This window comes from Aeromonas caviae, assembly GCF_000819785.1.
Taxonomy (GTDB): domain Bacteria; phylum Pseudomonadota; class Gammaproteobacteria; order Enterobacterales; family Aeromonadaceae; genus Aeromonas; species Aeromonas caviae.
On the sequence record NZ_CDBK01000107.1, the window covers coordinates 41943 to 65676 of the forward strand.

Annotated in this window: 17 protein-coding genes; 11 read left to right on the forward strand and 6 right to left on the reverse strand. The window is 61.8% G+C overall.

Going from position 1 to position 23734, the window contains the following annotated elements:
* The gene (dnaX, locus tag BN1120_RS19370) at window positions 1-2481 is read left to right on the forward strand and encodes a DNA polymerase III subunit gamma/tau (RefSeq protein ID WP_042017613.1); all 2481 of its coding nucleotides are present in this window, start codon (window positions 1-3) and stop codon (window positions 2479-2481) included.
* Window positions 2482-2605: 124 nt separating this feature from the next.
* The gene (locus BN1120_RS19375; RefSeq protein WP_005301028.1) at window positions 2606-2935 is read left to right on the forward strand and encodes a YbaB/EbfC family nucleoid-associated protein; all 330 of its coding nucleotides are present in this window, start codon (window positions 2606-2608) and stop codon (window positions 2933-2935) included.
* 111 nt (window positions 2936-3046) lie between these two features.
* On the opposite strand, the gene BN1120_RS19380 is transcribed toward BN1120_RS19375, so the two are convergent.
* Window positions 3047-3973, reverse strand: a complete 927-nt coding sequence (locus tag BN1120_RS19380; RefSeq protein ID WP_042017614.1) for a LysR family transcriptional regulator — start codon at window positions 3971-3973, stop codon at window positions 3047-3049.
* 118 nt (window positions 3974-4091) lie between these two features.
* On the opposite strand from BN1120_RS19380, the gene BN1120_RS19385 reads away from it, so the two are divergent.
* Window positions 4092-4973, forward strand: a complete 882-nt coding sequence (locus tag BN1120_RS19385; RefSeq protein WP_042017615.1) for a pirin family protein — start codon at window positions 4092-4094, stop codon at window positions 4971-4973.
* Window positions 4974-5030: 57 nt separating this feature from the next.
* On the opposite strand, the gene BN1120_RS19390 is transcribed toward BN1120_RS19385, so the two are convergent.
* Window positions 5031-6353, reverse strand: coding sequence for a YjiH family protein (locus tag BN1120_RS19390; RefSeq protein WP_042017617.1), 1323 nt, complete (start codon window positions 6351-6353; stop codon window positions 5031-5033).
* 396 nt (window positions 6354-6749) lie between these two features.
* Here BN1120_RS19390 and BN1120_RS19395 point away from each other — a divergent pair, with 396 nt between their 5' ends.
* The 7 genes from BN1120_RS19395 (at window position 6750) to BN1120_RS19425 (ending at window position 18159) form a co-directional block, all read left to right on the forward strand.
* Window positions 6750-7820 (forward strand): helix-turn-helix transcriptional regulator, encoded by a 1071-nt coding sequence (locus BN1120_RS19395; RefSeq protein ID WP_042017618.1) that lies wholly within the window; start codon window positions 6750-6752, stop codon window positions 7818-7820.
* Window positions 7821-7903: 83 nt separating this feature from the next.
* The gene (locus BN1120_RS19400; protein WP_010674714.1) at window positions 7904-8326 is read left to right on the forward strand and encodes a CBS domain-containing protein; all 423 of its coding nucleotides are present in this window, start codon (window positions 7904-7906) and stop codon (window positions 8324-8326) included.
* Window positions 8327-8515: 189 nt separating this feature from the next.
* Entirely contained in the window at window positions 8516-12415 is a 3900-nt protein-coding gene (gene hrpA, locus BN1120_RS19405) for an ATP-dependent RNA helicase HrpA (protein ID WP_042017619.1), read from the forward strand.
* Between the two features lie 71 nt (window positions 12416-12486).
* Window positions 12487-13320, forward strand: a complete 834-nt coding sequence (locus BN1120_RS19410; protein WP_042017620.1) for a hypothetical protein — start codon at window positions 12487-12489, stop codon at window positions 13318-13320.
* Between the two features lie 163 nt (window positions 13321-13483).
* Entirely contained in the window at window positions 13484-13771 is a 288-nt protein-coding gene (gene rplY / locus BN1120_RS19415; protein WP_010674717.1) for a 50S ribosomal protein L25, read from the forward strand.
* 204 nt (window positions 13772-13975) lie between these two features.
* A complete protein-coding gene (locus BN1120_RS19420) occupies window positions 13976-17146 on the forward strand; it encodes a hybrid sensor histidine kinase/response regulator (protein WP_042017621.1) in 3171 nt (1056 codons plus the stop codon).
* Entirely contained in the window at window positions 17143-18159 is a 1017-nt protein-coding gene (locus BN1120_RS19425; protein ID WP_042017623.1) for a response regulator, read from the forward strand. The genes BN1120_RS19420 and BN1120_RS19425 overlap by 4 nt, the downstream gene beginning before the upstream one ends.
* On the opposite strand, the gene BN1120_RS19430 is transcribed toward BN1120_RS19425, so the two are convergent.
* From BN1120_RS19430 to BN1120_RS19445, 4 genes are all read right to left on the reverse strand, one after another.
* Window positions 18135-18779 (reverse strand): MBL fold metallo-hydrolase, encoded by a 645-nt coding sequence (locus tag BN1120_RS19430; protein WP_042017624.1) that lies wholly within the window; start codon window positions 18777-18779, stop codon window positions 18135-18137. The two genes, BN1120_RS19425 and BN1120_RS19430, sit on opposite strands and share 25 nt — an antisense overlap.
* On the reverse strand, window positions 18773-19903 hold the full coding sequence (mnmH, locus tag BN1120_RS19435; RefSeq protein ID WP_042017625.1) for a tRNA 2-selenouridine(34) synthase MnmH: 1131 nt from the start codon (window positions 19901-19903) through the stop codon (window positions 18773-18775). The genes BN1120_RS19430 and mnmH overlap by 7 nt, the downstream gene beginning before the upstream one ends.
* Entirely contained in the window at window positions 19900-20937 is a 1038-nt protein-coding gene (selD, locus tag BN1120_RS19440) for a selenide, water dikinase SelD (RefSeq protein WP_042017626.1), read from the reverse strand. The genes mnmH and selD overlap by 4 nt, the downstream gene beginning before the upstream one ends.
* Before the next feature lie 348 nt (window positions 20938-21285).
* The gene (locus BN1120_RS19445) at window positions 21286-22470 is read right to left on the reverse strand and encodes an acyltransferase family protein (protein WP_042017627.1); all 1185 of its coding nucleotides are present in this window, start codon (window positions 22468-22470) and stop codon (window positions 21286-21288) included.
* A 259-nt stretch (window positions 22471-22729) separates the two neighbouring features.
* Between BN1120_RS19445 and BN1120_RS19450 the strand changes: the two genes are divergently transcribed.
* Window positions 22730-23374 carry a glutathione S-transferase family protein gene (locus tag BN1120_RS19450; RefSeq protein ID WP_042017628.1) on the forward strand — a complete coding sequence of 215 codons (645 nt, stop codon included), beginning with the start codon at window positions 22730-22732 and terminating at the stop codon, window positions 23372-23374.
* The last annotated feature ends 360 nt before the right edge of the window (window positions 23375-23734 follow it).

Below are 23734 nucleotides of genomic sequence, written 5' to 3' on the forward strand. Positions count from 1 at the left end.
ATGAGCTATCAGGTTTTGGCGCGCAAATGGCGCCCCCATACGTTTGAACAAGTGGTCGGCCAGCAACATGTGCTGACTGCCCTGACCAATGCCCTGGATCAGGGACGGCTTCACCATGCCTACCTGCTGAGCGGGACCCGCGGGGTGGGCAAGACCACCATCGCCCGCATTCTGGCCAAGAGCCTCAACTGCGAACAGGGGATCAGCAGCCATCCGTGCGGTGTGTGCGATACCTGCCGCGAGATCGATCAGGGCAATTTCGTCGATCTGCTGGAAATCGATGCCGCGTCCCGCACCAAGGTGGAAGACACCCGAGAGCTGCTCGACAACGTGCAGTACCGTCCGGCCCGTGGTCGTTTCAAGGTGTACCTCATCGATGAAGTGCACATGCTGTCGCGCCACAGCTTCAATGCGCTGCTCAAAACCCTGGAAGAGCCGCCCCCCTATGTGAAATTCCTGCTGGCCACCACGGATCCGCAGAAGCTCCCTATCACCATCCTCTCGCGCTGCCTGCAGTTTCATCTCAAGAGCCTGGAGCAGACCCAGATCGCCAGGCAGCTCGAATGGGTGCTGGATCAGGAGGGACAACCCTTCGAGCCTCGCGCCCTGCTGGCCCTGGCCAAGGCGGCCGATGGCAGCATGCGCGATGCCCTGAGCCTCACCGATCAGGCGTTGGCCCACGGCAACGGCAGCGTGCGCCTGGAGAGCGTGCTCACCATGCTGGGGACCCTCGATCATCACCACCTGCACCAGTTGCTGGAGGCGGTGCTGCGCCAGGATGCCCCGGCCACCATGGCCAAGATCACCGAGATTGCTACCCTGGGGCCGGATTTCGATCAGCTTCACGCCGAGCTGGAAGCCTTGCTCCACCGGGTGGCCATGGCGCAACTGCTGCCTGCGAGCGTGCAGGAGCAGGGGGCGGATGCCGATGCCTTGCTGCAGCTCGCCGGAGCCATGAGCCCGGAAGAGGTACAGCTCTGCTATCAAATCGTGCTGGGGGGGCGCAAGGATCTGCCCTGGGCCCCTGACGGGCGCACCGCACTGGAGATGACCTGTCTGCGGATGCTGGCCTTCTCGCCCCGGCGCGAGGTGGTCCATCCCGCCAACCTGGCGGCCCAACCTCTCATGACAGGGCTCTCCGGCGTGATGGTGGCAGCGAGGGAAAGCGCGCCGCTCCTGCCGGGAAAGCCCCAGGGGGCTGAGCCGGCCCCGGCTGCCAGTGCAGCACCACAGGCTCCCGCCGCGCCAGCATCGGTCCTTGAGGCCGAGCACGTCGCCCCCGCACCCAAGGCGGAAGAGGGCGCAGTGCTGGATCCGCTCTTTGCCGAGCAGGATGAGCTGCTGCGCGAGGCCGAACGGATGGGTTACGAGGCCGCGGTGCCCACCAGTCCGCCTGCAGAGCCTGCCTCTGCGCCGTTGGCGGCGGATGACGCCGGGCAGATGCAGCAGGTTGAGGTCCAAGGGGAAGACGTCACCATCTCTTCGACCTCCAGCATGCAGAGCCTGCTTGGCAAGCGCAATCTGCTGCGAAGCCGCCTGCGTGGCGAGCAGAGTACAAACGCCGCGCCCGCCCGGGTCACTCCCGTCAAACCGGTGGCCGCGACCAAACCGGCCCCTGCGATGCCTGCCTTCGCAACTTCACCCCAGACCGAGGTGCAACCAGCGGCGCGGCCCGAGATGCCGGGGCAGGGACCTGCCTTGCAAACAGGGTATGACGACCTGCCCCCTCTCGATGCCTATGAAGAGGGGGCCAGTGACTACGAAGAGTATCTGAATCAGGGGTTTGACGAGGGGTTTGCCAGTGCCCCGTTGCCCACGCGGGCAGTGACTTCCGCCCAGCCAGCTCCCGCCACCATGGCACCTCCTTCGCAGGAGGATCTGCCGCCCTGGGATCTGGGCGCTGACGCCGGCAGCGCGGATGCGGCGGCACCTGTGGTTGCCGCTATGGTGCCTGCCGCACCTCCAGTGGCTGCCAGCGAGCCTCAGCCCGCCATTGCGTTGATGGAGACCATCGACTGGGATGCCCTGGAGAGCGACGCCCAGCCCGAGGAGGAGGGGGAGGTCGCCCGTCTGATCCCCTCGTCCTTGCTGGTCAATTGCGGGGACGCCTGGGCCGAGCTTATCGCCCGCACCGGGGTGGGTGGTCGGCTGCGTCAACTGGCCATCAACGCGGTGATGACCCGGGAAGGCAATCGGGTCTCCCTGCTGCTCAAACCCGAGCAGCGCCATCTGGTGAGCGACAAGGCCCGCGCCGATCTGGCCGAGATCATCGGTCCCGAGCTGGGCGGCCCGGTTCACATCGATGTGACCCTGGGCTCGGATCCCGCGCGGGAGACGCCGCTCGAGATAGAGCATCGTCTCTATCTCGGGGTGCGTGAACAGGTGAGCCGGGATCTGGCGGCGGATCCCAACGTACAATTCTTGCAGCAGCGTTTCGGCGCCGTGCTCCATCCCGAGAGCATCGAACCCCTGAGTCGCTGAATTGCGGTGAAAAAACCGTGCCGGGGTTTGTCCCCGGTTGAAAAGACCTTTGGCTGCCCCCACTTAGGGCAGATGAACCCACAGCCCGGCGCTGGATGCCGGATTTCAAGACGAGAGACGATCTATGTTTGGTAAAGGTGGAATGGGTAACCTGATGAAACAGGCCCAACAGATGCAAGAGCGCATGCAGAAGATGCAAGAGCAGCTGGCCCAGATGGAAGTGGTCGGCGAGGCGGGCGCAGGCATGGTCAAGGTGACCATGGCCGGCAGCCACAGCGTGCGTCGTATCGAGATCGATCCCAGCCTGATGGAAGATGACAAGGAGATGCTGGAAGATCTGGTCGCCGCCGCCGTCAATGACGCCGTGCGCCGCGTGGAAGAGCAGAACAAGGCCAAGATGGGCGAGCTGACCGGCGGTATGCAACTGCCCCCGGGCTTCAAAATGCCCTTCTGAGGATCCTGCCCGTATCCGTTTCCCCTCCTCTGGGAAGGGGAAAAATGAAAAGGCCAGAGCCAAGCTCTGGCCTTTTGCATGTCGGCACCCCCGGGAACGGCCATGCACAGATCATGGCGGGTGCGGCGCACTTGCCTGCCCCAGGTGGGAGAAGCCCTCGACCAGATGATCGATGAGGGCGCGGATGGCAGGCAGCAGACCGCGGCGTGAGGGGAAGACCGCGTGGATCACCTCCTGGCGCGGTGCCCAGTCGGGGAGCAGACGCACCAGCCGGCCATCGGCCAGGGGCTCATCCATCATCATGGTGGGCAGTTGCACGACCCCGAGCCCGTCGATCGCCCCCTGACGCAATGTCTGCATGTCGGTGGTGGCAAAGCGGGGGCTGTGGTGCTGTTTGACCCTGGACTCATTGGGGCCCAGCAGGGTCCAGTGATGGCCTTCCAGGCTGGCGCCGTGACCGAGGCTCGGCCATGACAGCAGATCTGCGGGGGCCCGGGGTATGCCGAGTGACGTGACAAGGGCCGGGCTTGCCACCAGACACTGGGTCGCATAACCCAGCACCCGCATGGCGAGATCGCTGTCCTCCAGGGGCAGTGGTCGCACCCTGAGCGCCATGTCCAACCCCTCCGCGACCAGATCCACCGCCCGGTTGACCCCGACGAGCTGCACCTTGACGCTGGGATGGGCCAGGGCGAACGAGACCAGCATCCTCCCTACGTGGGCGTGCAGCAGATCGATGGGGCAGGCGATGCGCACCAGACCGCAAGGCTCGCTCTGGGTCGCGGCGATGAGATCCTGCGCCGCATCGGCTTCCACCAGCATGGCCCGGCAACGGGTGTAATAAGCCTGACCGAGTTCGGTGACGGTGAAGCTGCGGGTGGAACGCTGGATAAGACGCACCCCGAGTCGCTCCTCCAGCATGGCGATGCGGCGGCTGAGCCTGGATTTGGGCATGCCGAGGGCCCTGCCGGCCTGGGCAAAGCCCCCGTGATCCACCACCTGGACATAGAAATAGAGGTCGTTGAGATCCTGTTGCATGGGGTTATCGTTCACAAAATAGGACGCTGATAGCCAATTTTACGTCTACCGGACGCAGCGTTCCAGACTCACAATGCGAGCTACGACACATCCCGTGACGATCACCCAGGAGAGCATCATGAAAAGAGTCATCGGTATTTACAGCGCCCCTCGACAACACTGGGTCGGCGACGGATTCCCGGTTCGCTCGCTGTTCTCGTATCAGACCCATGGCCGCGCCTTGAGCCCCTTCCTGCTACTGGACAGGGCTGGCCCGGCACATTTCGAGCCCGCCGATCATGCCAGGGGAGTGGGGGAGCACCCGCACCGTGGCTTCGAGACGGTCACCATCGTCTATGAAGGGGAGGTCGCCCATCGCGACTCGACCGGCCAGGGGGGGATCATCGGTCCGGGAGACGTGCAGTGGATGACGGCCGCCGCCGGCATCATGCACGACGAGTTCCACTCCCAGGGGTTCACCCGTCGTGGTGGCACCCTCGACATGGTGCAGCTGTGGGTCAACCTGCCCGCCAAACACAAGATGTCGACGCCCGGTTATCAGGGCATCACCAACGACACCATCCCACAACTGAGCCTCAAGGAGGGCGATGTGCGGGTGCGCATCATCGCCGGGAACGATGCCGGGTTGCAACAAGGCGAGGTAGAGGGGCCAGCCCGAACCTTCTCGCCCATGAACATCTGGGATCTGCGGCTCAAGGGCGGGGCCAGCGTGGTGCTGCCGGCGGTAGCGGGATGGAACAGCGCCTTGGTGGTGCTCAAGGGCTCTCTTATTATCAACGGTCAGGAGCGCGCGGGCGAAGCACAACTGGTGCTGCTCGATCCCAACGGTGAGGAGTTCATGTTGGAGGCGGAGGGCGAGGCCAGCTTGTTGCTGCTGAGTGGCGAGCCCATCGATGAACCCATCGTGGGTTATGGCCCCTTTGTCATGAACAGCGAGGCAGAGATCCATCAGGCGATAGATGATTTCAGCAGCGGCCGGTTCGCCGTCATCGCCCCCTGAGACAATCCCGATAAAAACAAAGCGCCTGATGGCGCTTTGCTTTTTTATGAGCCCTGGTCAACCGAGCCAGCCGAGGGCCAGCGCCAGCCTGCCGCACAAGGCAGCCAGCAGGATGCCAAGCAGGGTGCGCAGCAGCCAGATCACCACCAGCTGTCCCACGCTCACCGGGATCCGGGTGGCCAGAATGCAGGGGATGGAGGCAGAGAAGAAGAGCACCGAGCTGACCGAAACCACGGCCGCGACATAGCGCACCAGCAGGTCGGCATCCTTGAGCAGGATGGCGGGCAGGAACATCTCGGCCAGACCGGCCGAGAGGGCCTTGGCGGTGGCGAGCGGCTCGCCGAGATCCAGCAGCCAGGTCAGTGGCCAGAGCAGCCAGCCCAGCAGATCGAACAGGGGAGTGTGCTTTGCCAGCAGCAGGCCCAGCAGACCGACGGACAGTATGGTGGGCACCACGGCAGCGGCCATGTGAAGACCGTCCCTGAGGTTGTCCTTCAATTGCCGCAGCAGGGGATCTGCCTGGTGGGACTGGGTCAGGCCGCAGGTGAGGGCCGCCTGCCAGCGGCTCATGCCAGCCGGTAGCGGCTCGTCGGTCTCCCCATGGTGAGCCAGGCGACTGATGGGAGGAACACGCGCCAGGATGGCGGTGATGACGAAAGTGATCACCAGGGTGGACCAGAAGTAGAAGTTCCAGTGTCCCATCAGGTTGAGGGTCTTGGCCACGATGATCATGAAGGCGGCCGAGACGGTGGAGAAGCCGGTGGCGATGATGACGGCTTCTCGCACCGTGTACTTGCCCGCGAGGAAGACCCGGTTGGTGATGAGCAGGCCCACCGAGTAGCTGCCGACGAAAGAGGCGACGGCATCGATGGCGGAGTGACCCGGCGTGCGCCACAGGGGGCGCATCACAGGTTGCATCAGCACCCCGATGAATTCCAGCAGGCCGAAACCGAGCAGGAAGGTCAGGGCCATGGCGCCGATAGGCACGATGAGACCCACAGACATGGCCAGTTTATCGAACAGGAAGGGGAGGCGATCCGGGGTCATCAACCAGGCAGGGCCCCAGTCTGTGACATACAAAATGGCCAGGGCCAGTCCGAGCAGCTTGAACAGGCTCAATACCCTGTCGATGGGACGGGCGCGCCAGCGGCCATCCAGCAAGGGGGTGATGGCGCCATAGGCGATGAGCAAGAGAATGATGGTCAGGGCAAGGGGGCGCTGGGCAATCAGAAAGCCGGCCAGGTGATCCACCACTATGGTGCTGCGCCCGCCAAGCTCGAAGGGAACAAAAAAGATGGCGATGCCAAGCAGGCTGGCCAGCAGCAGCTTGATGCCGGCCCCTGATCCTGCCGGTGCAGTGAGCGAGTATTCAGGTTCCATTTTCTCTCCTTGTGATCCGCATGGTTCAATTCCGTTGAGGGGGATGATTTGTATATACAATATCGTCCGGCGCTCAAAATGGAAACACCAAAGTCACCAAAATGCAACATGTGAGTCGGTGTGGATGCAGATGACCCCAAGGTTGAAAAGCGTGATCTTGGGGGGAAGAGGGGCCGGGGTGGTGAGGCATCAAGAGGCAAAACAGGGAGGAAAGCGACCAGCGCCAGGAAAAACATGAGCGGCTATTTACCCTTTCTGGTCATATTCATTCATGGGCCTATATTCATGACTATTTATGAATAAATCATAAACCCTTTGTTCATTTGACTACTTTTCGGCTATCCCATTGCAGAGTAAGATGCCTCTTCAATAAAAATAAGAATTAGGAGTTCGGGTGTGAAGGCATTAGAGAAAGAAAGGATATCGCCCTATATCAGCCAGTTATACGAGTGCGGTATTAATGATTCTGACATTAAGCTCGTCGTGGACCAATTTCGCGCCGACGTTTCCTGCAGTTCATCCCTGTTTTTATTGCGGGATGATGACAAGAGCGACGGAATAAAGCTTTTTTCCAGCGGTCTGACCGAGGCCCAGCAGCAGTTTTACCTGCAACATCATCGCCAGGATGTGTGGTTCAACCATTACCAGGATAAAGGGTGCAAGGGGATCGTCAGCGCCAACAGCATTTCAAGCTCGGTGGGCCTGCTGGCAAGTTTCGGCGCCCAATTCGCCGCCGGCGGCGTCTGCCTGGTGAAAGGGCGTGGGCTGAGCAGCCTGTGCAGTTACCGTGGTGCAGCGCAAGATGATTTCAGCAGTCGCGACCTCACCTCGCTCTCGGAAATCTATTCCGGACTGGCGGCCTGGAGCCAGCATTATTGGAACTTGCTGGCCCTGGAAACCCAGAACTATCAGTTGCAACAGCTGGTGAAAAACCATAATAAGCCCAGCGCCATCATAGACGACAAGGGGCATATTCATTATTCCAATGTGGCCTTCAACCGTATCGCCGATGAAAATGTGGAATTGCGGGCCATCAATGGCATTTTCTCTTTGCAGAATAAGGAGCAGCAACGCCAGCTCAAGGAGATCCTCAATGGCTTTGCCTATTTGCTGCCCGGCGCCAGCGCCTATATGTCCATTCCCCGTCAGCCTAACCTGCGTCCGCTGCTGGTCCAATGCACCCTGATGAGCGGACTCAGCCGCTTTGAACGCTATGTGGAAGTGGTGCTGCGTGACCCCGAGCACGCCTTCAACCCCGACATCGAAGCGCTGGCCAGCCTCTATCCCCTCACCATTGGCGAGAAGGAGCTGCTGGTGCTGATGAGCAAGGGTTACAGCAGCAACGACATCGCGGAGCTGCGCGGTGTCAAGGTGGAAACTGTGCGCTCCACCCTGAAAGGGGTGTTCAAGAAGACCGACTGCCACAGCCAGAACGAGCTCTTGCTCTTGCTGCAATCCATCTCCTGATCCATGCGGACTATGCTTGGAGTGAGCCGGACATAGTGCCCGGCTCTTGCCTCCCCTCGGGAGGCTCGTTGGGGGAAAGCGTCATGGAATCACTCAAAGCAAAGGACTACATGCAGACCAAGCCCATCACCTTCAGCGCAGAGATGATGGTACAGGCGGCGGTGGAAAAATTTCTCAACAGTCATCAGTTGGGCGGCCCCGTAGTGGACAGCCAGGGACATCTGATTGGCTGGGTCTCCGAGCAGGATTGCATTGCCGTCATGCTCAAGGAGGCCTACCACTGTGAACAGGTGGCCCAGGTCAGGGATGTGATGCGCAAGGAGGTGCTGGCAGTCGGCCCCGACACCAGCATCCTGGATCTGGCGGAGATGATGATGGGTCAAAAGCCCAAGATCTATCCTGTGGTGGAGGAGGGGCGCCTGCTCGGGGTCATCAACCGCCACAATGTGATGCAGGCCATCCACGCCCAGCTTGGCACCTGTTTCGTGCATCAGGCCAGAGTCTAAACGGTGTTGTCTGGTTGTTTTCAAAGAGCAGGCTCCGGCCTGCTCTTTTCATCCGTGACGGTCATGACGCCTCCGGCTTGATGTGCTGGCGCGGCGCTTTAAGGCTTGCACCGCCCAGCCTCGCTCTTTAGGATCTCCCCCAGCTATCGATATGGCCCTTGATGGGCACTCTTTTAAGGAATTCGTACCTTGTCTCTCTCTATCGAGGCGCTGCGCCGCCGTCTTACCGCCTGCATGAATCTCGACGCCCGCCGTCTCTCCAGTCGACTGCACGGGGTCAAGAAGCTGCCGGAAGCCAAGCAGGCTGCCGTGCTCGAGACCATCGCCGCTGACCTGGATGTGGCACAGGCGCGCTATCAGTCCCGTCTGGCGGGCGTGCCCAAGGTCACCTATCCGGACAATCTGCCAGTCAGCCAGAAGCAGGGGGAGATCGCCAAAGCCATTGAAGAGCATCAAGTGGTGATCATCGCCGGCGAAACCGGTTCGGGCAAAACCACCCAGATCCCCAAGATCTGTCTGGCGCTCGGGCGTGGGGTCAAGGGCTTCATCGGCCACACCCAGCCGCGCCGTCTGGCGGCCCGTACCGTCGCAGCCCGCATCGCCGAGGAGATGGAGTCCGAGCTTGGCCACTACGTGGGTTACAAGGTGCGCTTTACCGATCAGGTGAGCGAGCAGACCCACATCAAGCTGATGACCGACGGTATCCTGCTGGCGGAGATCCAGAACGACCGGATGCTCACCCAGTACGACACCATCATCATCGATGAGGCCCACGAGCGCAGCCTCAACATCGACTTCATCCTGGGCTATCTCAAGCAACTGCTGCCCAAACGCCCCGATCTCAAGGTGATCATCACCTCGGCCACTATCGACCCGCAACGTTTCTCCCGCCATTTCAACAAGGCGCCGGTGATCGAGGTCTCTGGCCGCACCTACCCGGTGGAGGTGCGCTACCGCCCGCTCGTCAGTGATAAAAGCGAAGGGCTGGAGGAGCGCGACGAACTGCAGGGGATCTTCGATGCGGTGGAAGAGCTGGCACGCGAAGGGCTGGGTGACATCCTCATCTTCATGAACGGCGAGCGGGAGATCCGCGATACCGCCGATGCTCTGCGCAAGCTCAACCTGCGCGATACCGAGGTGCTGCCGCTCTACGCCCGCCTCTCCAATGCCGAGCAGAACAAGGTGTTCCAGCAACATGCCGGGCGGCGCATCGTGCTGGCCACCAACGTGGCGGAGACCTCGCTGACGGTGCCGGGCATTCGCTACGTCATCGATCCGGGCACCGCCCGCATCAGCCGCTACTCCTGGCGCACCAAGGTACAGCGCCTGCCCATCGAGCCGGTCTCCCAGGCCAGCGCCAACCAGCGTAAAGGGCGCTGCGGTCGGGTGGCGGATGGTATCTGTATCCGCCTCTACTCGGAGGAGGATTTCAATAGCCGTCCCGCCTTTACCGACCCCGAGATCCTGCGCACCAACCTGGCATCGGTCATCCTGCAGATGCTGGCGCTCGGCCTTGGCAATATGGAGGCGTTCCCCTTCGTCGAGCCACCTGAGTCACGCCATATCAAGGACGGTCTGACCCTCTTGAAAGAGCTGGAGGCGGTGCGCGAGCTGCCCGCCACCGGCGATCGCGAAGCCAAGCTGCAGCTGACCGAGACCGGTCGCCAGCTCTCGCGCATCCCCCTTGATCCGCGTCTGGCCAAGATGGTGATCAGCGCAGCGCAGACCGGCTGCCTGAGTGAGGTGATGGTGATCACCGCCGCCCTCAGCATTCAGGATCCCCGCGAGCGGCCCATGGAGAAGAAGCAGGCCGCCGACGAGCAGCACAGACGCTTTGAAGACAAGGATTCCGACTTCCTCGCTTTTGTTAACCTCTGGAACTATCTGAAAGAGCAGCAGGATCTCCTTGGCAGCAACCCGTTTCGCCGCATTTGCCAGAAGGAGTTTCTCTCCTACCTGCGGGTGCGCGAGTGGCAGGACATTCACTTCCAACTGCGCCAGACGGTCAAAGAGCTGGGCTTCAAGGCCAACCAGGAACCGGCAGACTTCAAGACGGTGCACTGTGCGCTCTTGACCGGTCTTTTGAGCCATATCGGCAACAAGGATCTGGAAAAGCCCGAATTCCTCGGGGCCCGCAATGGCCGCTTCCACCTCTTCCCGGCCTCGGGTCTGTTCAAGAAGCCGCCCAAGTGGGTGATGGCCGCCGAGCTGGTGGAGACCTCGCGCCTCTACGCCCGCATCAACGCCAAGATTGAACCGGAGTGGGTGGAGCCGCTGGCGGGGCACCTCATCAAGCTGCACCACAGCGACCCTCACTGGTCGAAGAAAAACGGTGCCGTGATGGCCAAGGAGAAGGTGACCCTCTATGGTCTGACTTTGGTCAACGAGCGCACCATCAACTTCAGCCGCATCGATCCGGCGCTGTGCCGCGAGCTCTTCATCCGCCGCGCGCTGGTGGAGGGGGATTTCGAGACCCGCCACCGTTTCTTCAGCGATAACCGCAAGCTCCTGGCCGAGGTAGAGGCGCTGGAGCACAAGTCCCGCCGGCGCGACATTCTGGTGGATGATGAGGACTTGTTCCGCTTCTACGATGCCCGTTTGCCGGAAGATGTGATTTCCGCCCGTCACTTCGACAAGTGGTGGAAAGAGGCGCAAAAGCGGGATCCCGAGCTGCTCAACTTCGAAAAAGAGATGTTGATGAAGGGGGATGCGGCCCACATCAGCGATCTCGACTACCCCAACTTCTGGCAGCAGGGGCGCCTCAAGCTGAAATTGACCTACCAGTTTGAGCCGGGGGAGGCGGCGGACGGCGTCACCCTGCATATCCCGCTGCCGCTCCTGAACCAGGTGGAGGTGAAGGGGTTCGAGTGGCTGATCCCGGGCCTGCGTCACGAACTGCTGGTTGCCCTCATCAAGTCGATGCCAAAGCCCATGCGCAAGAACTTCGTGCCGGCCCCCAACTATGCCGATGCGCTGCTCGCCAGCATCAACCCCGAGCAGGGGCCGCTCTTGGACGAGATGGAGCGCCAGCTGCGCCGCATGACTGGCGTGACCGTGCCCCGTGAATCCTGGGATTGGGCTGCGGTGCCCGATCACCTGAAACTCACCTTCCGGGTGGTGGACGACAAGCACAAGAAGGTGGCGGAAGGCAAGGATCTGGAGGCATTGAAAGAGTCGCTGCGCGGCAAGGTGCAGGAGACCCTGTCGCAAGTGGCGGACGACGATATCGAGCAGTCTGGCCTCACCCTGTGGAGCTTTGGCGAGCTGCCCCAGGAGTACAGTCAGAAGCGCGGTGGGTTCGAGGTGAAAGCCTATCCGGCCCTGGTGGATCAGAAGGATTCGGTCGCCATCCAGCTGGTGGAGAGTCCGGTGGTGCAGCAGCAGCTGATGTGGGCTGGCCAGCGTCGGCTGGTGCTGCTCAACGTGCCATCTCCCATCAAGTACCTGCAGGAAAAGCTGCCCAACAAGGCCAAGCTCGGGCTCTATTTCAACCCGTTTGGCAAGGTGGCCGAGCTGATTGACGACTGCATCGCCTGTGGCTGTGACAAGCTGATTGAGCAGCACGGCGGCATGGCGTGGGACGAAGCCGGCTTTGAGGCGCTCAAGGAGTATGTCCGCGCCGAGCTCAACGATGCGGTGGTGGAGGTTGCCAAGCAGGTGGAAGCCGTGCTGACCCTCTCCCATGAGATCAAGAAACGGCTCAAGGGCAAGATGCAGCTCGACACTGCCTTTGCCATGTCGGACATCCAGCAGCAGCTCGGCAACCTCATTCACAAGGGCTTTGTCACCGAGACCGGCTGGCAACGGCTGCCTGACTTGCTGCGCTACCTGCGGGCCATCGAGCGGCGCCTCGAGAAGCTCGCCATCGATCCCAACCGGGATCGGGTCTACATGCTCAAGGTGCACAGCGTGGAGTCGGAGTACAAGGCACTGCTCGCCAAGATCCCCAAATCCCAGCTTATTCCCACCGAGGTGGCCAATATTCGCTGGATGATCGAGGAGCTGAGAGTCTCCTTCTTCGCCCAGCAACTGGGGACGCCATACCCCATCTCGGATAAACGGGTGCAGAGCGCCATTGCCCAGTGCTAAGCTGCTATCTATCTGTTTTCTGAGCCATAGTGTGAAAGCAACGGGACGCCAAAGGGAAGGGAGGCCGTCATATGCTGGGGATCTGGTTGGGGGTGGCACTGGTCAACATCAGCGGGTATCAACCCATTGCGGAACAAACCTGGGTGCAGCTCAACCCGGAGTACTATCCGGTGCAGCGCCCCGTGCCGCCCATTTTTGCGGCCTGGCGGGGCAATCAGTTTCCCCCTCTTGAACAGAGAAAGAAGAACGGCCGCTGGCAGATCCTCTTTCCTGCCCGGCTGGTGCCCCCCTTCGATCTGTTCGAAGGGGAGGCCCAGCTCTCCAAGGCTTACCTGGCCAGGCTAAAGCGCATCGATGAGATGGCCTATGGCATGGCTCCCCACCAATCAGTACCGCACACCGCCTCCTCGGCCCCCTCGTTCGAAGTCCCGGGCGCAGTCGCCTTTGTCGCCGAGTTCTCCCTGCCCCGGGATAGGAAAGCGCGGATGCCCCTGGAGGAGCCCTTGCTCGCACGGCTGGGGGGGCAGGGAGTCCCCACCCAGGCTTTGGCAAGACAGGGGGATGCGCAGCCCATGGCCGCCACAGGGTCTGCCCCTGAGCCGACGACCCTGACTCTTTCCGCCACGGCGGCAGGGGAGGCATCGCGGGTTTGTCATCAGGTGGCGGCGGGAGAGACCCTGTGGCGTATCGCAAGCCAGCTTCAGTCAAAAGAGGCCGGCGGTTCGGATACTTACAGCTATCTGCTGGCGCTGGTACAGGAAAATCGTGACAGGATGGTCAAAGGAATCCGGGTGCAGGCCGGGCTGCGCCTCTATTGCCCCACAGCGCAGACTCTGGCGCAATTCGATGCCCTGAGCCCGGCCCAGCGACAGCAGCAGTTTGCCCGTCTGGAGCAGGGGCGTTAGGGGATGGCGAGAGGCGTGGTGGAGTGCCTCTTGGCCAAAGAGGAGTGACGCGGGTTCTTTCCTTGTATCCCCTCCGGGCCCGTGCTAGTATTCGCGCTCGTTTTGCGAGGTGCTGACCGGTCGCAGTCAACACCATACATTCATCTTAAAAGAGATAATCACTATGTCTTTCGTATTCCAAGCTGAAGTCCGTTCTGACCTGGGGAAAGGTGCGAGCCGCCGCCTGCGTCATGCTGACCTGGTTCCTGCCATCGTTTACGGTGCAGGCAAAGAAGCCGTGTCCGTTACCCTGGACCACAAAAAACTGATCCTGGCCCAAGAGAAGCCGGAGTTCTACTCCTCCGAGCTGACCCTGGTCATCAACGGTGAAGAAGTCAAAGTGAACGTGAAGGCTATCCAGCGTCACCCGGTTCGCTACAAGCTGGTTCACCTGGATTTCGTTCGTGTCTAATTGACAACGAACTTTCCTGTGAAGAGGCCACCCAATCGGGTGGCCTCTTTGTTTTTACAGCATTTTTTCCGGGAAAATAAAATACTCAAACAGCACTATTGGTCTTTACTTGTAGGCATGATTGACAGCAGGACACGTGTTGTGGTGCTCTGATGTTCAAGAAGTACTCGGACAAGTCCATTTTTCGGGGCGATGTTGACCGTTATGAAGGGAATCGTACGGACATATATCCTGCTGTTTTCACCTATTCTGCTGCTGGTCCTGGCGGGTGGTTATCTGCTTGGCAATGCACTGATCGAGCGCGAGCTCTATCGCGTTCGCAGCGATGAGAACACCTTCCTGGCGCTTGCCAGCGGCCGCCTTGACGGCGAGCTGGCGGTGCCACTGCGCCATGTGCGCAGCATGTCGGAAGAACCCATCCTGCTCGAAGCGGCGGGTCGCAATGACCGTGAGACCCTGGCCGTCCAGTTCACCATCCTAATGAACCGCAATCCCGACTATGCCCAGGTGCGTTGGCTTGCCCCGGATGGCATGGAGCTAGTGCGCATCGATCGTCAGGGTCAGCGTCTGTGGCGGGTGGCGGACGACCAGTTGCAGAACAAGGGGGATCGTTACTACTTTCGTGATGCCATGGCGCTGCCCTGGGAGCGGGTCTACGTCTCGCCGCTCGATCTCAACGTTGAACACGGGGTGATCGATCGCCCCTTCAACCCCATGATCCGCATTGCCAAGCGTCTGCGCCTTGGGGGGCGTGATCTTGGTTTGCTGCTTATCAACGTCCAGGCTGCCCGTATGCTCAAGGAGTTTGCCGACAGCAGTGGCAAGGCAGCCGATCACACCATGCTGTTCAACCAGGACGGATACTGGCTGCGCAGCCCGGACCCATCCCGGGAGTGGGGCTTCATGCTCGAGCGCCCGGATCTCACCCTGAAGTACACTTCCCCCCAGGCCTGGCAGGCGTTCTGGGACGCATCAAACGGCCAGATGGAGTCTGCCGACGGGCTCTGGAGCTGGACCACCCTGTACCCGGCACAGAATCATGATCAGCTGATCTGGAAAGCCGCGTCCCTGGTGCCGCACAGCGAGCTGCAGGCCATTCGCACTCATATCTGGGGGATCATATTGGCCGCCAGCGCCGTGCTGCTGCTGTTGTTTGGTGCCGGTGTGGCTGCACTGGTGCGCAGCAGGCACAAGGAGCAACTGGCCCAGCAGGAAGCGGCCAGGTTGGCACAGGTCAAAGGTGATTTCATCGCCAACATGAGCCACGAGATCCGCACCCCCATGAACGCCATCATGGGGCTGACCTACCTGCTCGAACAGGGAGGGCTCGACGATGGTCAGCATGCCCTGGTGCGCAAAATCCACCAGGCCGGGCAGGCGCTGCTCGGGATCATCAACGACATCCTTGATTTCTCCAAGATTGAGTCGGGTCGGCTCGAGCTTGAGCGGGTGCCATTCAGTCTGGAAGAGGTGCTCGATCACGTGGCGGCCATCATGTCCACCTGCGTTGGCCAGAAGCACCTCGAACTGGTGGTGAGCAGTGCCCCCGAGCCGGTTTCCCATCTGATTGGGGACGCCCTGCGCCTCGAGCAGGTGTTGCTCAACCTGACCGGCAATGCCATCAAGTTTACCGAACGCGGCGAGGTGGAGGTCAAGGTCGTGCTGGAAGCAGAGCAAGACGGCATGGCCACCTTGCTGTTTCGGGTGCGCGACACCGGGATCGGCATTCCCCCCGAGCAGCAGGCCAACATTTTCAATGCCTTCTCCCAGGCAGACTCCTCCACCAGCCGCCGCTTCGGGGGTACCGGGCTTGGTCTGACCATCAGTCGCCGTCTGGTGAACCTGATGGGGGGGGACATCGGCGTCACCAGCGAGCTTGGCAAGGGGAGCGAATTCTGGTTCCGCGTCCGGCTGGAGCAGGTGGAGCGGCCCGAGGCCTTGAACGAGCGTCTGCAGCACATCTCGCTGCTCATCGCCGACGACAATCAGGTGACCCGCGACGCCCTGTCGATGACGGTGGGTTCCCTCGGATGGCAGTCGCGGGTGGTGGAGTCCGGTGAGCAGGCGCTGCACCATCTGCTGCGCCAGGGGGAGCGTTTCGACGTGATCCTGCTCGACTGGATCATGCCGGGGATGGACGGGCTCGAGACCTGCCTGGCCATTCGCCGCGCCTTCGAGCAGCAGGAGCGTTCACCCATCATCATCATGGCGACCGCCTATTCCCAGGATGAACTGATGCACTGCCCCGGCTCGGAGCAAGTGGATCTAGTGCTGCACAAACCGGTCACCGGCTCCAGTCTTTACAATGCGGTGGCGCGTCTCATCCACGAGAAGCGCGAGCATGTGGAGCCCCTTGAGAGTGGTCAGCGCCGTCTGCGCCTGCCGGGCGTGCACATACTGCTGGTGGATGACAGCGACATCAACCTGGAGGTGGCGACCCGCTTGCTGCAACGGGAGGGGGCCGAGGTGATCACCGCCATCGACGGGGAGCGAGCCCTGGCCTGCCTGGCAGATCCGGCCCGGCGCATCGATCTGGTGCTCATGGATGTGCAGATGCCGGTGATGGATGGCTACGAGGCGACCCGTCGCCTGCGCCTGCTGCCGGGGCGGGAGGAGACTCCCGTGCTGGCTCTCACCGCAGGGGTATTCAAGGATCAGCGGGAGGCGGCATTGGCCTCTGGCATGAACGACTTCATCGCCAAGCCGCTCGATGTGGAGCAGCTCATCGCGACCTTGCTGCGTTATCTGCCGGACGTTGTCCTGCCGCTCACCGTGAACGACGAGCTACTCCCCCACGAGCCGGTGGCCGGCATCGATATTGATACCGGACTGCGCAACTGGGGTGAAGCCTCTGTCTACCTCAAATACCTGCGGCGTTTTCGCGATGACTACATGACGGTCGGTACCGTGTTGCCGGGTTACATCGCCCAGCACGAGACCGATGCGGCCGCGAGTCTGACCCACAAGATCAAGGGGGTGGCGGGCAGCCTGTCGCTCACCGATGTGGCGCGTATCAGTGCCGAGTTGAACGAGGCCATCGAGCAGGGGAGCGACACCAGCCAGCTCATCGCACCCTTCCTCGAGGCCCTGGAGCGGGCACAACACTCCATCGATACCTATGCCGGGCGCGAGCCGGGCGCGGTCAGTTCCCCGCTGGCCCAGGGGGAAGCGCGGGAGGTCTGCCTGCACGCCCTGCATCAGGCCCTGGTGAGCGAGGATCTGGATCTGATTGAGCCGGCGCTGAGCCAGGCAAGGAGTCACTTGCCTTGCGAGCTGGTGAGCGAAATAAGTGCAGCCCTGGAGCTGTTCGATATCCCGTTCGCCACCCGCAAGCTGGAGGATTATCTGGAGGATCGGGAGGAACCTGCGCCATGAGTCGACCGCGCGTGTTGATCATCGACGACGAGCCGAGCAACCTCGGGTTGCTGCGGCAAATCCTCAAAGAGGAGTACAACCTCTTCTTTGCCAAAGGGGGAGAGGAGGGGTTGGCCGCCGTGGGGCGTCACGAGCCGGCACTTATCCTGCTGGACGTGCGCATGCCCGACATGGATGGTTACGAGGTGTGCCGTCGGCTCAAGGCCGATCCGGCTCATGCCGGGATCCCGGTGCTCTTTATCACCGCGAGCGACAACGCAGACAGCGAGAGCCAGGGGTTCGAGGCGGGCGGAGTGGATTATATCTACAAGCCGGTCTGTCCGAGCACGGTGCGTGCCCGGGTGCGCAATCATCTCTCCCTGGTGCGCCTCGATCAGCTTGAGTGCAGCTATCGCACCGCCATCGTCATGCTGAGCGAGGCGGGCCACTACAACGACACCGACACCGGGGTGCATATCTGGCGCATGGCCGCATACGCCCGGGCCCTGGCTGATGCGGCTGGCTGGAGCCCGGAGCAGTCGGATCTGCTGGAGCTGGCGGCCCCCATGCACGACATGGGCAAGATTGGTATCCCCGATCACATCCTCAAGAAGCCTGGCCCCCTCACCGAGGAGGAGTGGGTCATCATGCGAAGTCACCCGCGTATCGGTTACGAGATCCTGAGGCGATCCGATGCCCCCATTTTTCGCATGGCGGCGGAGATTGCCCTGCACCACCACGAGAAATGGGACGGCTCGGGCTATCCCGCCGGCGAGATCGGCGAGGGGATCCCCGAGGCGTCGCGGATCGTGGCGATCGCCGACGTCTTTGACGCCCTGAGCGTGCGTCGTCCCTACAAAGAGCCCTGGCCCCTGGACCGGGTGCTGGCCACCATGCGCGATGGCTCCGGCCAGCACTTCGATCCCCGGCTGCTCTCCCGTTTTCTCGAGATCATGCCGGAGATCTTGCGCCTCAAGGCGCAATGGGATGCCCGCGAGGAGCGGGGGGATTACCAGATGGGCTGGGTCAGATAGGGATTGCTGGCCCGTTCGTGACCAAAGGTGGAGCTCGGGCCATGGCCCGGAATGAAGACGATCTCATCCCCGAGCGGCAGCAGGGTCTCGGTAATCGACTTGATCAGCGTCCCGTGATCCCCGCGCGGGAAATCGGTGCGGCCTATGCTGCCGGCAAAGAGCACATCCCCCACCCAGGCGAGGCGTTCTGCCTGGCAGAGCAGTACGATGTGGCCCGGAGTGTGGCCCGGACAGAAATAGACCTCCAGCTCGCATTTGCCAACCTGTACCTTGTCACCCTGTTCGAGCCAGCTATCCGGTGTAAAGGCCGGAGTATGGGCAAAGCCGAACATCTGGCTCTGCTGGGGCAGGATATCGAGCCAGAAGGCATCCTCCTTGTGGGGGCCGGTAATGGCGACACCGGTTCTCTCGCGCAGCTCGGCGGCGGCGCCCACGTGATCCAGATGGCCGTGGGTCAGCAGGATATGGGTGAGGGTCAGCCCCCGTTTGGCAATGGCGGCCAGCAGCTTGTCCGCCTCGCCGCCGGGATCGACGAGGGCAGCCTGGCGGGTCTCGTCACACCAGATAAGAGAACAATTCTGGGCGAACTGGGTGACCGGGATCACCTCGAACTTCAACATGTGGGACTCTCCTGAGGGGTCTGAAGGGGGGGGCGTTTGGCGAAGAAGGCGAGGCAGGCCTCCTTGTCACCACGAAACAGGATCCGCTCGCGCTTGTTGTCCAGCTGATAGCGGTACATGGGGTCATAGTAGCGAGTCAGCAGCAGCCTGATCCAGACCAGATGGGCGCGGGTGTCCCCGCTCTGGGCCTGTTCCCTGAGGGCGGCCTGCAACAACCCATCGAGTTCGCGATAATCCTTGTCCCCGAGTCGGCGCTTGAGCCTGGCCATGGCGTCGGTGAGGTAGCCGGCAAACAGCGGCCAGCCTGCATCTGGCCCATGGAACTCCAGATAGCGCAGCCAGAGATCTTGCACGTAATCGGTGCGGATCTGCTCGGCCCGTGCCTCCTGCGGCACCTCCACCACCACCAGAGGAGCCCGGCACATGGCCTCATAAAGGTTGAGTGGCAGGGCGCAGCGACCGATGAGACGGCTCTCGTCTTCCAGTACAAACTGTGACTCCCCCCGGTTGCGACGCTGAAGCAGCTCGATGGCAAGCCGATTTTCGAAGTCGATGTTGCCGGGTTGCCCACCCGGCAGTTGGCCAAACGACGACCCCCTGTGACGGGCGTGCCCTTCCAGATCCACCGCCTGGGTGATGTGCGCCAGCATGTGGGTCTTGCCGGAGCCGGTCATGCCGGTCAGCACGGTCCAGTCGCACTCTGCACTGGCCTTCGCCTGGGTGTCGATGAGAAAGTGGCGCAGCGCCTTGTAGCCGCCCGCGACCCGGGGGCGGGTGACGCCGGCCTCGGCCAGCCACTGTTGTACGGTTTGCGAGCGCAGGCCGCCGCGAAAACAGTAGAGCAGGGCGTCGGGTTGCTGGCGCAACCTGGCCAGCCAGCCTTCCATGCGCGCGGCGCGCACCGCGCCACCTACCAGTTGATGGCCCAGGGTGATGGCTGCGGCCTGTCCCTCCTGCTTGTAACAGGTACCGACCCGGGCACGTTCCTCGTCAGTCATCAGCGGCAGGCTGACGGCGGTGGGAAAGGCCCCTTCCTTGAACTCGACGGGGGCGCGCAGATCGATGAGTGGAACCTCATCCAGAAAGATCCGGGCGTAATCCGTGGCCAGTGGCAGGGCACTCATTGGACAACCTCGATGAACTGGTTGCCGGTGCGGGCCTGCAACTGGCCGATGGGAGAGAGGGTCAGCCCTGCCTGTGCGGCAATGGCAAGGAGCTCGGCTTCACTTTCTTTACCGACGGCTACCAGCAGGCCGCCGCTGGTCTGCGGGTCGCACAGGATGTTGCGGGTGCGATCATCCATGGTGCCCAGCTTGTCACCATAGGAGTCGAAGTTGCGCAGGGTACCGCCCGGTACGCAGCCCTCACTCAGGTAATAATCCACCTCGTCCAGCAGCGGCAGCGCCTTGAAGTCCAGACGGGCACTGACGCCGGAACCTTCGCACATCTCCAGCAGGTGGCCTGCCAGTCCAAAACCGGTCACGTCGGTCATGGCGTGCACGCCGGGGAGGGCGGCGAAGCGCTGGCCAATCTTGTTGAGGGTGCACATGGCATCCGGGGCCAGTTGTTCATGCTCGGGCTTGAGCTTGCCCTTCTTCTGGGCGGTGGTGAGGATGCCGATGCCAAGGGGTTTGGTCAGATAGAGGGTGTCGCCCGCCTGGGCGGTGTCATTCTGCTTGATGGCGTCGAGTGGCACGATACCGGTCACCGCAAGACCAAAGATGGGCTCGGGGGCGTCGATGCTGTGGCCACCGGCGAGCGAGATACCCGCCTCGTGACACACCTGGCGGCCGCCGTCGATCACCTGCTGGGCCACTTCCGGCGCCAGCGTGTTGATGGGCCAGCCGAGGATGGCGATGGCGACGATGGGCTTGCCGCCCATGGCATAGATGTCGCTGATGGCATTGGTGGCGGCGATGCGACCGAAGGTGAAGGGATCGTCGACGATGGGCATGAAGAAGTCGGTGGTGGAGACGATGCCCTGGCCGTTGCCGATGTCGACCACGGCGGCGTCATCTTTGCTGCTGTTGCCGACCACCAGGGTGGGGTCGTCAAAGCCCGGGATCTGGCTCTTCAAGATGGTGTCGAGCACCTTGGGGGAGATTTTGCAACCACAGCCAGCGCCGTGGCTGTATTGGGTCAGACGAATGGAAGACATGCTTTCCCCTTGTGTGGGCAGACTTGTGTGTGCCAATAACTGCTGCGGCGCCGTCAAATGTGCGCGCAAAAATAGGGTGGCCCTGGCGGCCTGTGAACACAGTGATGTCAGGCTGCCTGGCAGGACAGGAGGAGGGCAAGGATGCGCCGGCGAAGCCCCGCCAAGGACCACAGGACGGGCCATTATGCCACAAATGGCCGCTCTGGTTCGAACGGGAATTCACACAAAGCGCAGGGGATTGTCGGGTTCAAAAAGAGCCGTACTCTTCGCCTTGCTCAGGCTAGTCCCACTTTGAGCCGCCCCGACGGCGTGTCGGTCTTGCATCGGGGCAGCATGTGGCGACGGAAACTAGCCAGCTTGCTCCATCACTGGTTGGGGCGCCTTGCCTAGCCGGCGCAGTCGCCGTTGCAGCGGCCGCTCCAGCAGGGTGTAGCTCAGCGCCGAGAGCCCGATCAGCACGGCGAGCATCAACAGGGTGGCCAGCACCCCCAGCAAGGGGTTGGTCTGGGCGTACCACCACGCGGTGAGCCCCGGCGCCAGAGAGTGGACAAGCTCGCAGCCGGTGAGCAACACCAGGGCGTGGAGCAGGTAGATGGAGTAGGAGAGATCCCCCAGCCAGTTGGTGAAGTGGTTGTCCAGGAGGCGCAGCAGCGGGCTCTGGCGATCACCCTGGGCAGCGGCAATCCAGATCAGCAATACATAGGCGCTGATCAGTAGCAGGGTCAACAACGGCGTCATGGTGAACTGCATCAGTGCGAAGGGGAGCAAAAAGGCGAGCAGCAGCGGCAGATCTTGCTGCATCATGGGCCACTGGCGGGCAGCCTTCACCTTCGGCAGCAGCCAGAGGCCGAGCACGAATTCACTCACCCCGCGCCCGATGGCCAGTGCCCCGCTGGTGACATCCAGGGTACCCCGGCTGTGCACGATAAAGGCCAGCACTGTCAGGGCCAGCAAGGGGGCGAGGTTGCTCCAGCGGCTGCGGGTGACGGCGAGCGGAATGAGCAGCGGAAACAGCAGATAGCTAATCCACTCCACGCTGAGCGACCAGGCGGCGAAGTTCCAGGTCAATCCGTGATCCGTTACCACCTGCAGCAGCAGGAAGGCGCTTGGCAGTGCCTCGGCGGGGGTGAAGGGGGAACCAAAAGGAGGCATCCCCTCCCACTCCCACATCTTGAACAGGGGGCCGGCGTAGAAGCCAATCCCGTGGTGGGCCTTGTAGAGCTCCCAGCCAACCAGCAGCAGCAGGGTCACCAGGTAGAGGGGATACACCCGGGTCAGCCGCAGCCAGAGGAAGCGGCCATAACCAATGGTGCGGGGCGTGCGGGCGAAGGCCTCTCCATAGACATGGGCCAGCACCAGCCCGCTCAAGATAAAGAAGAGATCGACCCAGAGGTAGCCGTTCTCGATGAGTCGGGTGTGGCCGGCGATCGACTCCATCCACTGGGGAAAGAGCAGCAAGCGGGCATGGAACAGCACCACCATCAGGGCAGCGATGCCCCGCAGCGGCGTCAACAGCGGCAATGATTGATTCATGACGGGATCCTTGATGATGTTCAGCTTGGCCTGACATCAATTTTTGTTGTGGTGCCGCTCATCAACCCTGATGAGTCGGCGGCCCCGGCTTGGCGGCCACAGGCGGGATCACCTTACCTAAAAGAGAGCCATACGGGTGTGATTGCCGTCATGAATGGGCGTTTATCATCCCAAAACCAGCATGGGATAGGGACGCATCGAAAATAGAGAGGGGATCTAGACTAGGGAAGTCATCCCTCTGAGCGTCAGGAACATCCTCATGAAACTCTATGCCCACCCCTTTTCGTCCTACAGCCAGAAAGTGCTGATCGCTCTCTACGAGAATGCCACCCTGTTCGAATACCGGAACCTCGAAGAGCCGGCGGCGAACGCCGAACTTGCCGCCCTCTGGCCACTCAAGCGCTTCCCGGTGTTGCTGGATGATGGTCGCTGCATCCTCGAGAGCAGCACCATCGTCGCCCATCTGCAGGCGCACCATCCGGGTCCCGTCAGCCTGATCCCGCCCGGCGATGCGGGTCTGGAGGTGCATATGCTGGATCGCGTCTTCGACAACTATGTGATGACGCCGATGCAAAAAGTGGTGCTGGATGCGCTGCGCCCGGCCGCGGATCGCGACCGCTATGGCGTAGCGGAGGCCCGTGAGATGCTCAATCAGATCTACCCCTGGCTTGATCAGCGACTGGAAGGACGCCACTGGATTGCCGGCGCAGACTTCACGCTGGCCGATTGCGCCGCCGCCCCCTCGCTCTTCTACGCCGACTGGGCCCACGAGATCCCGGCTGGCTATGGCCACCTGCGTGCCTATCGCGCCCGTCTGCTCAATCATCCCTCCATCGTGCGGGTGGTGGAGGAGGCGAGGCCATTTCGTCACTACTTCCCGCTGGGCGCGCCAGCGCGTGATTGAGCGGGATGATTTGTGGTGGGCGGGGCACTGTCGCCCAGACAATGTTCGAGGCGGACAGGATATGGCGTTATCAACAGCAGAGAAAAAACAGCAATATTCATTCGGATGAGTGGGTATGCGTTTATGGCTGATATTTCCCCGAGAATTTTTTAATGTTGATGCGTAATATTTCATGCTTTTGCATAAAAAAAAGCCGGGCATGTCTCTGTTGGTGGGTTGTGTAGTGAAAGAGAGATGAGAATCGGGTTAACGATGCGGCAACTCTTGATTGAGGATGGCAGTCGTCAGTCGAAGAGGAGGGATGGGGGCAGCAATCGCTGTTGGTGGCAAAGTCGGGGGGAGGTTGTCTCTTTGGCGGCC